The sequence below is a fragment of the Streptomyces sp. NPDC020597 genome (genome assembly GCF_044335095.1).
In the GTDB taxonomy this organism is placed as follows: Bacteria; Actinomycetota; Actinomycetes; order Streptomycetales; family Streptomycetaceae; genus Streptomyces.
In genome coordinates this window covers 26122-39647 of sequence record NZ_JBIRUL010000005.1, presented here as the reverse complement: position 1 = coordinate 39647, position 13526 = coordinate 26122, and the positions used below count along the sequence as shown (strand labels likewise).

Annotated in this window: 12 protein-coding genes; 1 reads left to right on the top strand and 11 read right to left on the bottom strand. The window is 71.9% G+C overall.

Annotation, left to right across the window (positions count from 1 at the left end):
- Window positions 1–138: 138 nt before the first annotated feature.
- Window positions 139–753 carry a TetR/AcrR family transcriptional regulator gene (locus tag ACH4ZA_RS11035; RefSeq protein ID WP_398428941.1) on the bottom strand — a complete coding sequence of 205 codons (615 nt, stop codon included), beginning with the start codon at window positions 751–753 and terminating at the stop codon, window positions 139–141.
- Between the two features lie 108 nt (window positions 754–861).
- Here ACH4ZA_RS11035 and ACH4ZA_RS11030 point away from each other — a divergent pair, with 108 nt between their 5' ends.
- On the top strand, window positions 862–2481 hold the full coding sequence (locus tag ACH4ZA_RS11030; protein ID WP_398428939.1) for a cytochrome P450: 1620 nt from the start codon (window positions 862–864) through the stop codon (window positions 2479–2481).
- Here ACH4ZA_RS11030 and ACH4ZA_RS11025 read toward each other — a convergent pair.
- The 10 genes from ACH4ZA_RS11025 to ACH4ZA_RS10980 all read right to left on the bottom strand — a co-directional run bounded on the left by ACH4ZA_RS11025 (window position 2443) and on the right by ACH4ZA_RS10980 (window position 13506).
- On the bottom strand, window positions 2443–3273 hold the full coding sequence (locus ACH4ZA_RS11025; RefSeq protein ID WP_398428938.1) for a pentapeptide repeat-containing protein: 831 nt from the start codon (window positions 3271–3273) through the stop codon (window positions 2443–2445). The genes ACH4ZA_RS11030 and ACH4ZA_RS11025 overlap by 39 nt on opposite strands.
- A gap of 84 nt (window positions 3274–3357) precedes the next feature.
- Window positions 3358–4101, bottom strand: coding sequence for a PIG-L deacetylase family protein (locus ACH4ZA_RS11020; RefSeq protein WP_398428936.1), 744 nt, complete (start codon window positions 4099–4101; stop codon window positions 3358–3360).
- Window positions 4102–4216: 115 nt separating this feature from the next.
- A complete protein-coding gene (locus tag ACH4ZA_RS11015) occupies window positions 4217–5518 on the bottom strand; it encodes an alpha/beta fold hydrolase (protein WP_398428935.1) in 1302 nt (433 codons plus the stop codon).
- A 337-nt stretch (window positions 5519–5855) separates the two neighbouring features.
- Window positions 5856–6884 carry a LacI family DNA-binding transcriptional regulator gene (locus ACH4ZA_RS11010; protein ID WP_398428934.1) on the bottom strand — a complete coding sequence of 343 codons (1029 nt, stop codon included), beginning with the start codon at window positions 6882–6884 and terminating at the stop codon, window positions 5856–5858.
- A 91-nt stretch (window positions 6885–6975) separates the two neighbouring features.
- Window positions 6976–8400, bottom strand: a complete 1425-nt coding sequence (locus ACH4ZA_RS11005; protein WP_398428932.1) for a BNR repeat-containing protein — start codon at window positions 8398–8400, stop codon at window positions 6976–6978.
- A 74-nt stretch (window positions 8401–8474) separates the two neighbouring features.
- A complete protein-coding gene (locus ACH4ZA_RS11000) occupies window positions 8475–8795 on the bottom strand; it encodes an L-rhamnose mutarotase (protein ID WP_398428931.1) in 321 nt (106 codons plus the stop codon).
- Between the two features lie 17 nt (window positions 8796–8812).
- Window positions 8813–9898 carry a rhamnose ABC transporter substrate-binding protein gene (gene rhaS, locus ACH4ZA_RS10995; RefSeq protein WP_398428930.1) on the bottom strand — a complete coding sequence of 362 codons (1086 nt, stop codon included), beginning with the start codon at window positions 9896–9898 and terminating at the stop codon, window positions 8813–8815.
- Between the two features lie 41 nt (window positions 9899–9939).
- Entirely contained in the window at window positions 9940–10932 is a 993-nt protein-coding gene (locus ACH4ZA_RS10990) for an ABC transporter permease (RefSeq protein ID WP_398428929.1), read from the bottom strand.
- The gene (locus ACH4ZA_RS10985) at window positions 10925–11992 is read right to left on the bottom strand and encodes an ABC transporter permease (protein ID WP_398428927.1); all 1068 of its coding nucleotides are present in this window, start codon (window positions 11990–11992) and stop codon (window positions 10925–10927) included. Before ACH4ZA_RS10985 ends, ACH4ZA_RS10990 begins: the two co-directional genes overlap by 8 nt.
- Window positions 11989–13506: a sugar ABC transporter ATP-binding protein gene (locus ACH4ZA_RS10980; protein WP_398428926.1), complete on the bottom strand. Its 1518-nt coding sequence runs from the start codon at window positions 13504–13506 to the stop codon at window positions 11989–11991. The genes ACH4ZA_RS10985 and ACH4ZA_RS10980 overlap by 4 nt, the downstream gene beginning before the upstream one ends.
- Window positions 13507–13526: the final 20 nt, after the last annotated feature.

Below are 13526 nucleotides of genomic sequence, written 5' to 3'. Positions count from 1 at the left end.
TCCTAAGGTAAGGCTTGCCTAACTTATAGGAGATCCGCCCGTGCGCCAACCGTCGCGGCCACGCCCGTCGGGCCGCCGACCTCGACGCCGCCCCGCACCTCGGCCTCGACGCCCTCCCCCGCGTCGGCCTCGACCTCCTCACACCCCCGGCGCGATGACCCCCAGCAGCGCCCGTGCGCACAGGTCCCGCACCTGCTCCCGCGTCAGATCCGCGCCACGCAGCCACTCCAGGCAGACCGCGGTGGTGAACGCCAGCCAGCCGCGCACCGCCAGCCGCACCTCGGGGCGCTCCTCGAACACCGGGCCGAACTCGGGATCGACGCCCAGGGCGGCCAGGATCTGGCGCTCCTGCGCCGCCAGCGCCCGGCGGTAGACCGCGCGCACGGCCTGGTCACCGGCGGCGTCCGCCCGGTGGAAGGCGCGGTAGCCGTGCGCGTGGGTCTCCACGTACTCCAGGTAGACGTCGAGGCCCGCGGTCAGCTGCTCGCGGACCGGGACGCCGGGAACGGCCGCCGTCATGCGCAGCATCCGCTCGCTCTCGCACTCGACGACCGCCGCGAAGAAGTCCCGCTTGGTGGGGAAGTAGTGGTAGAGCAGCCCGCGGGAGACACCCGCGATCTCGGCCACCTGCTCGATCCACACCTCGTCGTAGGGGCTCTCCGAGAACAGCCGCGCGCCCACCGACAGAAGCTGCTCCCTGCGCTCCCCGGTGCTGAGTCGGCGCCGGGTGCGCTCGCCCTGGTTCGCGGCCATCCCCGCACCTTACTTGACGTCCGCTCGGCGGCGGGACCAGACTGAGGCGCGCTATTGAACTCACGTACAACATGGTCAACCTGCCGGTGCATCAAGGGAGATCGCGTCATGGCGGAGACGGGGACGACGGGGAGGACGGGCCCGAAGGGCACGGGGGGCACGGGGGGCCCCACGGGAGCGGCCGCGGCCGGGCCGGCGGCGCCGGGCGCGCTGCCGAAGGGGTTCCGCGGCGCGGAGCTCGGGTGGCCCGAGCTGCACCGCATACCGCATCCGCCGCACCGGCTTCCCCTGCTGGGCGACGTCCTGGGAGCGAGCCGTCGCACCCCCATGCAGGACTCGCTGCGCTACGCCGGCCGGCTCGGGCCGATCTTCCGGCGCAAGGCGTTCAACCGGGAGTTCGTGTTCGTGTGGGGCGCCGATCTGGCCGCCGACATGGCCGACGAGCAGCGGTTCGCCAAGCACGTGGGACTCGGCATCGCCAACCTGCGGCCCGTCGTCGGGGACGCCCTGTTCACGGCGTACAACCACGAGCCCAACTGGCAGCTGGCGCACGACGTCCTCGCCCCGGGTTTCAGCCGGGAGGCCATGGCGGCCTACCACCCGATGATGCTGGACGTGGCCGAGAGGCTCACCGGTCACTGGGACCGGGAGCTGGATGCGGGCCGGGCGGTGGACGTGCCGGGTGACATGACCAAGCTGACACTGGAGACGATCGCGCGTACCGGCTTCGGCCACGACTTCGGCTCCTTCGAGCGCGACCGCCCGCACCCGTTCGTCACGGCGATGGTCGGCACCCTGAGTTACGCACAGCGCCTCAACACCGTCCCGTCCCCCGCACTGATGCGACGGGCCGCACGCCGCAACCGGGCCGACATCGCCTACCTCGACCGCACCGTCGACGCACTGGTGCGGGAGCGTCGCGCACAGGGCGGCAAGGACGGCGACCTGCTCGACCGGATGCTGGATACCGCCCACCCCGAGACGGGCGAGCGCCTGTCGGACGAGAACGTCCGGCGGCAGGTCATCACCTTCCTGGTCGCCGGACACGAGACGACGTCGGGCGCCCTCTCCTTCGCCCTGCACTACCTCTCCCGCAACCCCCGCATCGCGGCCCGCGCACGCGCCGAGGTTGACCGGGTGTGGGGCGGCACGGCCGTGCCCGCGTACGAGCAGGTGGCGAAGTTGCGCTACGTCCGCCGGGTCCTCGACGAGGCGCTGCGGCTGTGGCCGACGGCGCCCGCCTTCGCGCGGGAGGCACGGGCGGACACCGTCCTGGGCGGGGAGCATCCGGTGCGGCGGGGCGGCTGGGCGCTGGTGCTCACGGGCATGCTGCACCGGGATCCCGCGGTGTGGGGTCCGGACGCCGAACGGTTCGATCCGGACCGCTTCGACGCCCAGGCCGTCCGCGCCCGTGCGCCGCACACCTTCAAGCCGTTCGGCACGGGTGCGCGGGCCTGCATCGGACGCCAGTTCGCGCTGCACGAGGCCGCGCTGGTCCTCGGGCTGCTGCTGCGCCGGTACGAGCTGCGGCCGGACCCGGGGTACCGACTGCGGGTCACGGAACGGCTCACACTGATGCCGGAGGGACTGCGGCTGCACCTGGAGCGGCGCACGCCGGCGCCGACCGGGGAGCCGGACGGCGCGTCGCACGGGCAGGCGGACGAGGAGGGCGGCTCCGGCGGCGAGTCCTCAGAGCAGCGGTGTCCAGTGCGCGGGACGGACGAGTGACTCCGGCACCCGGGTGCCCGCGCCGCCCCTGGCGGCGTTCAGCTGGGGCTGGGTGAGGAAGAACGCGCCGGTGAGGTCGGCGTCCGTCAGGTCGGCGTCGCGCAAATCGGCGCCGATCATGTCCGCCCGGCGCAGATCGGCGCCGGTGAGGTCCGCCGCTATCAGACAGGCTCCGCGCAGGTTCGCACCGTGCAGGTCGGCGCCCTTGAGGCGGGCGCCCATCAGGTCGGCGCCCCGACGTTCCTTGCGACGTCCGCCGACGCCGGCCCGGACCAGCTCGCTGGTCCTCAGCAGCAGCACGTTGACCTCCTGCCGGTGCGCCCCGACGTCGAGCGCGGCCAGCTCCGCCGGAGGCAGCAGGGTCAGTTCCCCGGTCCTCGCCAGGGACCGGTGCAGGTCGGCGTGGACCGGGCGGGCGGCGGGCAGGCCCAGCGCCTCCGAGAGATACCACAGGAGTTCGTGGAGCTGCCGCACGACGGGGAACACCTCGTTCATCCGGCGGGCCTCGGCCGGCGAGGCGCTGCTCCGGTCCCGGCCGCCGAAGGTGACCTGCGAGACCTTCTGCCCGGCGCCGAAGCAGTCGTAGACCGTGCAGCCGGTGAAGCCCTTCTGGCGCAGCCGCGCGTGGATGCCGCAGCGGTGGTCCTCGCCCAGGTTCGGGCAGGGCGTGCCGGCCGGCTTGTCGATCGCGAAGTCGGCGGAGCGGGCGAAGGGCAGGGCCACACAGCACAGGCCGAAGCAGTTCGCACAGTCGCCGCGCAGCTCGGTCAGGTCCACGGTCTCGTCTTGCATCCGCCCACCCTAGTGACCTGCGGCCATGCTCCGCGCACCCGTTCTTCCGGGGCGCCGGCGCGCACCGCCGAGGGTGACGCCCGCCTACCGGCCGAACAGCTCGAACGCCACGGCCGGCCGGCCGCCGAACCGTGCCGCCGCCGAGTCCGCCACCCCGGTCAGGAACCCCCGTGCGTACTGCTCGGGCTCCTCGTCCGTCAACGCCTCGATGTAGGAACGGTGCTCGAGCAGCGAGTCGACGGCGCGCTCCAGTCCCGCCGACGCGTCGACCGCGTGGGTGGGCGTCGCGGAACCGGCCACGGCGACCCAGCGCACACCGTTCCAGGGCTGGAGGCCCTGCTCGGCGAGTTCCGGGAAGATCCACCGGTTGCCGGCGTCCCCGGCCGCGTCGAGGGCGGCGCGGCCGACGGCGACGTGGTCGGGGGTGTTCCAGGCGACGCCGCCCCAGGTGTCGCGGTGGTTGAGCGTGATGACGAGCTCCGGGCGGTGCCGGCGGATCGCGGCGGCGATGTCTCGGCGCAGGGCGGGGCCGTACTCGACGACGCCGTCCCGGTGGTCGAGGAACTCGACCGTCGTGACGCCCACCACGGCCGCGCTCGCCCGCTGCTCCCGCTCGCGCAGCGGACCGCACTCGGCGGGCGCGAGGGTGTCGATGCCGGCCTCGCCGCGGGTCGCCAGCAGGTAGGCGACCTCACGGCCGGCGTCGGTCCAGGCGGCGATCGCCGCCGAGCACCCGTACTCGAGGTCGTCCGGATGCGCCACCACGGCCAGGGCGCGTTCCCAGTCCTCGGGCATGGGCCGGAGCTGGGTGATCGTCGGCTCGGTCATGTCCGCAGACTAGGGCCTGCCGTTCGGATCGGCCCGCAGGGCGTCGGCGGGACGTGTCCGCGGGTGATCGTCCGCGGGTGACCCGAACGGCAGGATCATCCGCGCGACGGCGACATCACGCTTCGTCACGGGCGAGGGCGAGCAGCCGGTCGAGGACGCGGGTGCCGCCGGCCCGGACGCCGTCGTGCTCGAACTCGTCGGTGACCCAGGTGCGCAGGCCCCGGATCGCCCGCGCGGTGCGCAGCGAGTGGGCGGTGTCGACGTACAGGTCGTCGTGGTAGATCGCGGCCGCTGCGGGGACCTCGTTGACGGCCAGGCGGGCCGGGTCGTACAGCGGCGTCCACTCGGTGCGGGCGGCGAGGAGTCCGGCGGTCTCGCGCAGCGGGCGCAGAGCGGGGTCGGCGTCGAACATCCAGGGGTGGACGGTCTCACCGGTGAGCGGCAGCGGACCGTCGCCGGTGAGCGTCTTCGCGGCGTCGAACTGCGGGAACTCGGCGCGCACCCGCTCGGCGGACCACGCGGTGGGGCGGGCGTCCTGTGCGTAGATCGCCTCGTGGAGGAGGGCGTAGAGCGGGTGTCCGGCGAAGGAGAGCTGACCCTGCACCTCCTCCTGGAAGGCGTCGGAGAGCGTGGGGCCCTGCGGGGTGGGCACGAAGGCCTCTTCGAGGAGGTGGTGCAGACGGTGACTGCCCTCGCCGCCGCCCAGGAGGATGCCGAGGGTCTGGAAGGCCTCGGCGGAGAGCCGGTAGCCGTTCGGGAGGGTCACCTCGTGGTGCAGGAGATGGTCGGCGATGCGCCGCGCGCGTTCGACGTCCTGCGGGTAACGGGCATAGTGCGCGGCGACCTTGCGCTCCATGCGCGGGTAGGCGGCGCGGTACACGTCGTCGGCGTGGGCGTCCAGGGCGGGCAGACCGCCGGTGATCAGGGCCGCCGCCAGGCCCTCCGGCGCGAAGGAGAGGTAGGTGACCGTGCAGAAGCCCCCGAAGCTCTGGCCGAGCACGGTCCACGGGGCGCCGCCGGTGACCTCGCGGCGGATCAGCTCGCAGTCCCGGACGATCGAGTCGGCGCGGAAGTGCGCGAGGTACTCGGCCTGTTGCGCCGGTCCGCCGCGCAGCGGGAGCGTCTGGCGGTTGGCCGGGGTGGAGTGGCCGGTGCCACGCTGGTCGAGGAGGAGGACGCGGTACTCCTCCAGCGCGCGGCCGAGCCAGGCCGGCCTGCCGACGAAGCGGTGCGCGCCGAATCCGGGGCCGCCCTGGAGGTAGAGCAGCCAGGGCAGGTCCTGCCCGGCCTTCTCGCTCGCGACGACCTCGCGGGCGTACAGCGAGATCGTCTCCCCGCCCGGGTCTGCGTGGTCGAGGGGCACGGTGAAGCGGCGGTCGGTGAGTACGACGCCGGGCTGGCGGTAGCTGAGGGACAACAGGGGTCTCCTGGGACGCTCGGTGTACGGGCCGCGTCCCAGTCCAGCACATCCGCGGCCCGCGCCGAAGCCCGGGACCGCCCTCCCCCTACTGAACAGCCGCTCAGCACGAAGGCCGCAGCCGAAGCCTCGGGCGGGTCGGCGGCACCGGCGGCCCGGGTCCTGCCGGCCGGGCGCGGCGAACGGCACGTCGGACAGGGCGCAGCAGCCGCACTACGGGAGCGCGCCGCGGACAGGGCCGACCGGCCCGGTGGACGGCGGGTGCGGCTGCGCCCGGCAGGGTGTCGCGCGCCGGGGCGGGCGTCACCGCCGGGTGGCGGGGCCGACGTGCGGCCGCTCAGCGCGCCGACAGGCTCGACCGGCGGACCACCAGTTCCGGCTGGAGCACCACGCGACGGTGTTCGTGCGCCCGCCCGTTCCCGGGCCCCTCCTCCGTCTCCTCCAGCAGCATCTCGGCGGCCAGGGCGCCCATGGTGACGGCGGGCTGCCGGACGGAGGTGAGGGGGACCGCCGCCGCGGCCGCGAACTCGATGTCGTCGTAGCCGACGATGGCGAGGTCGTCGGGGACGCTCACACCGGCCGCGTACATGGCCTGCAGCACGCCGAGCGCGAGCAGGTCGTTGGCGCAGAACACGGCGGTCGGGCGGTCGGCGAGGCCCAGCAGACGGGCGCCGGCGTCCCGGCCCGCGGCGACGTCGAGCCGTTCGGTGGGCAGTTCGCGCAGGCTCTCGGGACCGAGGCCCGCCTCGGCGAGCGCGTGCAGGGCGCCGGTGCGGCGGTCGCGGACCTGGGTGAAGGTCGGCGGTCCGCTGACGTAGGCGATGGAGCGGTGCCCGGCGTCGACCAGGTGGCGGACCGCGAGCGCCCCGCCCGCCACGTCGTCCACCGACACCGAGCACTCGGCGGTGCCTTCGGACACCCGGTCGACGAGGACGAAGGGGATGCCGTGCCGGCGGAAGGACTCGATGTTGCGGCCGGTCGCGTCCGCCGGGGTGAGCAGCACCCCGCGCACCCGCTGCTCGGCGAAGAGCGACAGGTACTCGGCCTCCTCGCCCGCGCTCTCGGCGCTGTTGCAGACCATGACGCCGAGTCCGGCGTCCCGGGCGGCGCGCTCGGCGCCGCGGGCGACGTCCACGAAGAACGGGTTGCCCATGTCGAGGACGAGCAGACCCATGATCCGGCTGCGTCCGGCGCGCAGCTGGCGGGCCGACTCGCTGCGGACGTATCCGAGGCGGTCTATCGCCGAGAGCACCCGGGCCCGGGTCTCCGTGGCCACGGTGTCCGGGCGGTTGATGACGTTGGACACCGTGCCGACGGAGACTCCGGCGGCACGGGCGACGTCCTTGATACCCACCGACTGGGCCATCAGGCGTGAACCTCCAGGTGAACGGGGCACGGCGGGACGGCCTTCACATTACCGCCATGCCGCCGGGCCCTTGGCCGAGCCGGTGCGCCGGTCATGCGGGCAGCGTGAAGTCGATGACGTGGAGCGCCGAAGGGGTCGTCCCGCTCGACTTCTCCTGGTACATGAACGACAGTGTGTCGTCGGCCTTGACCCGCATCTCGTCGATGACGACCTCGCCGAAGGCGTTGAGGCCGCTGCCGTCGAAGAGGATCTTCCAGTCGGTGTAACCGGAGGCCTTCGAGGCGCCGGCGATCCTGCCGAACGGGAAGACCGCGTACGCGTTGTCGTACTTGTCCAGGACGAGCTTGGTGCGCTGGCTGGAGCCGAGGACGACCGGGATCTCCGTCTTCTGCCAGCTGCCGGAGGCGTTCTTGCGCAGGTGGAAGGCGCGGCCGTTGGCGGTGCGGTCGTTGACGTAGTTCGTGGTGCACTGGCCGAAGCGGCCGGGGACGTAACTGATGATCGCGTGCGGCCGGCCCGCGGAGTCGGTGGCCTGGCTCTCCTGGTTCATCAGCGAGTGGTCGGGATTGAGCGGGTCCACGACGAGCCCGCTGTCGGTGACGGCCACCTTGTCGGAGCCGCCGGTCATGCCGACGACCGCGCCCGCGTTGTTGCGCCAGGTCCGGCCGCGGTCGTCGGAGTAGACGTAGCCGGTGTCGTGGTTGGTGATGCCTCCGCCGGAGCACATCACGGCGCCGTTCTGCTCGCGCCAGGTGAAGAAGGAGTGCAGGCGGCCGTTGACGTCGTAGTCGATGCCGTGAAGGTACATGTTGCGGGCCGTGCTGGAGCCGTGCTCGCTGGTGTAGGTGCCGGTGGAGCTGGACCACTCGCCGAGGTTCTGCCAGGTCGAACCGTCGTATTCGGCGAGGGCGTTGCGGCCGTTGCCGGATATGGCGACCCGGTAGCTGAGTTGGAGTCCGCCCTCGGGGGTGGAGACGAACTGCGGGTAGGTGAACTGGGAGGTGAGCGCGAGTCCGTCGAGGGTGGTCTGGACGGGGCCGAACACGGACGGCGTCCAGTTCGTGGCCGCCGGATCGTCGAGGAGTCCGGCGACCGACTTGACGTAGAAGAAGCCGTCGCTGTGGGAGTCCATGTTGAGGTGGAGCCGGCCGTCGACCCGGGAGACGCCCATGGAGATGACGTTGTGCGAGTCGTCGGCCTTGAGCTGGTGCGGCAGCGTCACCGTGGACCAGGTGGTCGCGCCCAGGGCCCGGCGGGCGACGACCGCGTTGCGGGCGGCGGTGTACCAGGTGGCGTACTGGTGGCCCTTGTAGGTCAGCAGGCCGTTCTTCTGGAACGAGTTGTTGTTGACCAGGCCGTCGTAGGACACGAAGAACACGGCCCCAGGGTCGAGCAGCGTGGTCGTCCTCCTCGTGACCGAGGGGCCGGGGTCGGCGGCGCGTGCGGTGCCGGCGGCCAGCACGGGAGAGGCTGCGGCGCTGAGGAGGGCGCCGGCCAGCAGGGTGCGTCGTCTCATCTCGGGGGACTCCGTTGTCGTGCGAGAGCGGGGGGGCGGGGCGGGGTGGAGGCGCCGGTCTGCGGGACAGCGTCTCAGGCGAGGTGGAAGACCTCGGTGAGGGGTTTCATGGCCTCGTCGGGCCGGGAGCCGTCCAGGGACTCGAAGAACGGGGCCATCTCCGCCTGCCAGCGGGCGTTGACGTCGGTGGCCTCCATGCCGGCCTGGGCGGCGGCGAAGTCCTCGGTCTCCAGGTAGCCGACGAGCAGGCCGTCGTCTCTCAGGAAGAGGGAGTAGTTGTGCCAGCCGGTGGCCGAGAGAGCTTCGAGCATCTCCGGCCACACGGCGGCGTGGCGTTCGCGGTACTCGGCGAGGCGGTCCTGTCGGACCTTGAGCAGGAAACAGACGCGCTGCATGAAGTACCGCTCCAGGACTAGAAGTTGAACTGGTCGATGTTCTTGGCGTCGAACACGGTCGGCTTGCCGAGGTTGATCACGCCGTTCTTGCCGATGGTGTACTCGGCGCCGCCGGCCTTGAAGGTCTCGCCCTCGGCGCCGGTGATCTGGCCCGAGACCAGCGCCACCGCGGTCTGGGCGGCGAGCGCGCCGAGCTTGGCCGGGTCCCACAGCTCGAAGGCGTCGACGGTGCCGTTCTTGACGTAGCTGCGCATGTCGTTCGGGGTGCCGAGGCCGGTCAGCTTGACCTTGCCCTTGTACTTGGAGCCCGACAGGTACTGCGCGGCCGCCTTGATGCCGACGGTGGTCGGGGAGATGATCCCCTTCAGGTTCGGGTACTGCTGGAGCAGGCCCTGGGTCTGCTGGAAGGACTGCTGGGCGTCGTCGTTGCCGTACGCCACCTTGACGAGCTTGACGTCCTTGTACTTGGGGTCCTTCAGCTCGTCCTTCATGAAGTCGATCCAGGTGTTCTGGTTCGTCGCGGTCTGCGCGGCCGACAGGATCGCGATCTCGCCCTTGTAGCCGATCTGTTCGGCGAGCAGCTGCACCTCGGTGCGGCCGAGGTCCTCGGCGGACGCCTGCGAGACGAAGGCGTTGCGGCACTCGGGGTTGGTGTCGGAGTCGTAGGTGACGACCTTGATCTTGTTGCTCATGGCCTGCTTGAGCGCGGTGCACAGGGCGCCCGGGTCCTGCGCGGACACGGCCATCGCGTCGACCTGCTGCTGGGTCAGGGTGTTCACGTAGGAGACCTGGCTGGAGGTGTCGGTGGCGCTGGAGGGGCCGACCTCCTTGTAGTCGGAGCCCAGCTCCTTCAGGGCCGCCTCGCCGCCCTTGTCGGAGGAGGTGAAGTACGGGTTGTTGACCTGCTTGGGCAGGAAGCCGACGGTCAGGCCCTTCTTGGTGGCCGCGTTCGGGTCGGCCTTGCCGGTGGCCGCGGCGGCCGCGCCGGTGCTCTCCTTCTTCACGTCGTCCTTGGTGGTGCCGCCGCAGGCGGTGGCGGCGAGGGCGAGGGAGGAGACGGCGGCGAGGGCCGCGCAGGCACGGCGGAGGGATGACTTGCGCATGGTGGGTGAGTCCTTAGGGATGAGGGCGGTGCTGTGGTTGTTCAGACCGTCGGGGTCGAGGCTGCGGCTCTGCGGCCCGCCCTCGCGACGGAGATCTGGCGTGCGACCCGGGGGCCGAGCACGGAGACGACGAGCAGGACGCCGGTGACGACGATCTGGGACTGGGCGGAGACGTTGAGCAGGCTCATCACGTTCTGCAGTGCGCCGAGGAGGAACACTCCCGCGATGGCGCCGCCCAGCGTGCCCTTGCCGCCGTCGAAGTCGATGCCGCCGAGCAACACCGCGGCGACGACGGAGAGTTCGAGGCCGGTCGCGTTGTCGTAGCGGGCGCTGGCGTAGTGCAGGGCCCAGAAGACGCCGGTGAGGGAAGCCATCAGTCCGGTGACCGTGAACAGGATGAGCTTCTGGCGCTTGACGCGGATGCCGGCGAACCGGGCGGCCTCCTCGCTGGCGCCGGTCGCGAAGAGCGAGCGGCCGAACGGGGTGGCGTGCAGGACGACCACCGCGATCGCGAGCAGCACCACGAAGGGCAGGAACGCCTGCGGGAGGAAGCTGTCCCCGACCCTTCCGGCCGCGAAGTCCAGGTACTGGGTGGGGAAGTCGGTCACCGCGTCGGAGCCGAGCACGATCTGCGCGATGCCCCGGTAGGCGGCGAGGGTGCCGATGGTGACGGCGAGGGAGGGCAGGCCGAGGCGCGTCACGAGCAGTCCGTTGACCAGCCCGCACACCACGCCCAGCAGCAGGCAGATCGGGATGATCGCCTCGATGGTCAGGCCCTGGTTCCACAGGGCGCCCATGACCGCGCCGGACAGGCCGGCCGTGGAGGCGACCGAGAGGTCGATCTCGCCGGAGACGACCAGCAGGGTCATCGGCAGGGCGATGAGGGCGATCGGCAGGGTGTTGCCGATCAGGAAGGAAAGGTTCAGCGCGTTGCCGAAGCCGTCCACGAGGGAGAAGGAGAACAGCAGCAGGACGATCAGGAGGGCGCCCACGACGGTGTCCCAGCGGATCGCGCGGGCCAGGTACTCAGGCACGGGCCTCTCCCTTCTCTGCGGTCGGCACGGAGGCCGACTTCTTCTTCAGGGCGGACGCCACCCGCAGCGCCACGATCCGGTCGACCGCGATGGCCAGCAGGAGCAGCACGCCGTTGATGGCGAGCACCCAGACCGAGCTGACGCCGAGGGCGGGCAGGACGCTGTTGATGGAGGTGAGGAGCAGGGCGCCGAGGGCGGCGCCGTAGACGCTGCCGGAGCCGCCGGTGAAGACGACGCCGCCGACCACGACCGCGCTGACGACGGTGAGTTCGTAGCCGTTGCCGGTCCCGGAGTCGACGTTGCCGAACCGGGCCAGGTACATGGCGCCGGCGAGACCGGCGAGGCCGCCGCAGAACGTGTAGGCGGCGAGGATCCGCTTGCGGACCGGGATGCCGGCGAGCCGGGCGGCCTCGGGGTTGGAGCCGAGCGCGTACAGCTCGCGTCCGCTGCCGAAGTGCTTGAGGTAGTAGGCGGTCGCGATCAGGACGGCGACCGCGATGAGCGCCAGCCAGGGCACCGCCGAGAGGCCGCCGGAGCCGAAGTCGACGAAGGAGTCCGGCAGATCGGCCGCGGTGATCTGCCGGGAGCCGACCCAGATGGAGTCGATGCCGCGGATGATGTACAGCGTGCCGAGGGTGACGACCAGGGCGGGCACCTGACCGAGGCTGACCAGCAGCCCGTTGAGCAGCCCGAAGCCGACGCCCAGCAGGACCGCCAGAGCGATCGCGACCACCGGGTTGCCGCCGCCGTGCAGGTAGGTGCCGGCGGCGAAGGCGCTGATGCCGAGGGTGGAGCCGACCGAGAGGTCGACGTTGCGTGTGATGACGACCAGGGACTGGCCGGTGGCGACCAGCACCAGGATGGTCGCGTTCAGCAGCAGGTCCTTGACGCCCTGCTCGGAGAGGAACTCGCTGTTGCCTGCCTGGGTGACGGCGATCATCACCAGGAAGACGACCAGGATGGCGAGTTCGCGCATCTTGAAGACACGGTCGGCCAGCCGGGTGCCGCTGGATTTCGGCGTCCCGGCGACGGGGGCCTCGTGGGGAGTGGTCACCGTCATGCGGCGGCCCTCCCGGTGGCTGCGGCCATCACGGTTTCCTCGGTGGCGTCGGTGCGGGCGATCTCGGCGGTGAGCCGGCCCTCGTGCATCACCAGCACGCGGTCGGCCATGCCGAGGATCTCGGGCAGGTCGGAGGAGATCATCAGGACGGCGACCCCGTCGGCGGCCAGCTCGCTCAGCAGCCGGTGGACCTCGGCCTTGGTGCCGACGTCGATGCCGCGCGTCGGCTCGTCGACGATCAGCACCTTGGGGCCGGTGGCCAGCCACTTGGCGAGCACGACCTTCTGCTGGTTGCCGCCGGAGAGGGTGTTGACGCTGTCGGCGATCCGGGCGTACTTCACCTGGAGCTTGACGGCCCAGTCGAGGGAGCGGCTGCGTTCGGCGCCGCGGTCCATCAGTCCGGCCTTCACGGTGGTGCGCAGACCGGTGAGACCGATGTTGCGCTCGATGGACATGTCCATCACCAGGCCTTGGGCGCGCCGGTCCTCGGGGACGAGGGCGAGGCCCGCGGACATCGCGGTGGAGGGGGCTCCGTTGGTGAGCGGGCGGCCGTCCACCCAGACCTCGCCGGCGTCCCAGCGGTCGATGCCGAACACGGCCCGGGCGACCTCGGTGCGGCCGGCCCCGACGAGTCCGGCGAGGCCGACGATCTCTCCGCGCCGGACCTCGAAGGACACGTCGGTGAAGACGCCCTCGCGGGTCAGCCGGCGGACGCTGAGGGCGACCTCGCCCGGTGTGACGTCCTGCTTGGGGTAGAGCTCGTCGAGGTCGCGGCCGACCATCCGGCGGACCAGGTCGTCCTCGGTCATGCCCTCGATCGGCTCGCTGGCGATCCACGCCCCGTCGCGCAGGGTGGTCACCCGCTGGCAGATCTCGAAGATCTCCTCGAGCCGGTGCGAGATGAACAGGACGGCCGCGCCCTGTTCGCGCAGGGTGCGCACCACGCCGAAGAGCCGGGCGACCTCGCTGCCGGTGAGGGCGGCGGTGGGCTCGTCCATGATCAGGACGCGGGCGTCGAAGGAGAGCGCCTTGGCGATCTCGACGATCTGCTGGTCGGCGATGGACAGTCCGCGCGCCGGGCGGTCGGGGTCGAGGTCGACGCCGAGGCGCTGCATCAGGGCGGCGGTGGCGGCGTGGGTGGCCTTGTGGTCGATGCGGCCGAGGGCCCGCCGGGGCTGGCGGCCCATGAAGATGTTCTCGGCGATCGACAGGTCGGGGAAGAGCGTGGGCTCCTGGTAGATCACCGCGATTCCGGCGTCGCGGGCGTCGCCGGGACCGTGGAAGACGACGGACTCGCCGTCGAGCAGCACCCGGCCGGCGTCCGGTCGGTGCACCCCCGCAAGGGTCTTGATCAAGGTCGACTTGCCCGCGCCGTTCTCGCCGGCGAGGGCGTGCACCTCGCCGGGGAACAGCTCCAGGGAGACGGCCCGCAGGGCCCGTACGGCGCCGAAGGACTTCGTCACGTCCCTCAGTGCCAGCACCGGGGCCGGTCCCGTGTCGGACGGGTGGGTCATGGGTGGCTCCTCGACGACAG

Coding starts and splice junctions, on each gene's coding strand:
- rhaS (WP_398428930.1), bottom strand. CDS start 9,898: ATGCGCAAGTCATCCCTCCGCCGTGCCTGCGCGGCCCTCGCCGCCGTC.
- ACH4ZA_RS11030 (WP_398428939.1), top strand. CDS start 862: ATGGCGGAGACGGGGACGACGGGGAGGACGGGCCCGAAGGGCACGGGG.
- ACH4ZA_RS11035 (WP_398428941.1), bottom strand. CDS start 753: ATGGCCGCGAACCAGGGCGAGCGCACCCGGCGCCGACTCAGCACCGGG.
- ACH4ZA_RS11000 (WP_398428931.1), bottom strand. CDS start 8,795: ATGCAGCGCGTCTGTTTCCTGCTCAAGGTCCGACAGGACCGCCTCGCC.
- ACH4ZA_RS11025 (WP_398428938.1), bottom strand. CDS start 3,273: ATGCAAGACGAGACCGTGGACCTGACCGAGCTGCGCGGCGACTGTGCG.
- ACH4ZA_RS11020 (WP_398428936.1), bottom strand. CDS start 4,101: ATGACCGAGCCGACGATCACCCAGCTCCGGCCCATGCCCGAGGACTGG.
- ACH4ZA_RS11005 (WP_398428932.1), bottom strand. CDS start 8,400: ATGAGACGACGCACCCTGCTGGCCGGCGCCCTCCTCAGCGCCGCAGCC.
- ACH4ZA_RS11010 (WP_398428934.1), bottom strand. CDS start 6,884: ATGGCCCAGTCGGTGGGTATCAAGGACGTCGCCCGTGCCGCCGGAGTC.
- ACH4ZA_RS10985 (WP_398428927.1), bottom strand. CDS start 11,992: ATGACGGTGACCACTCCCCACGAGGCCCCCGTCGCCGGGACGCCGAAA.
- ACH4ZA_RS10980 (WP_398428926.1), bottom strand. CDS start 13,506: ATGACCCACCCGTCCGACACGGGACCGGCCCCGGTGCTGGCACTGAGG.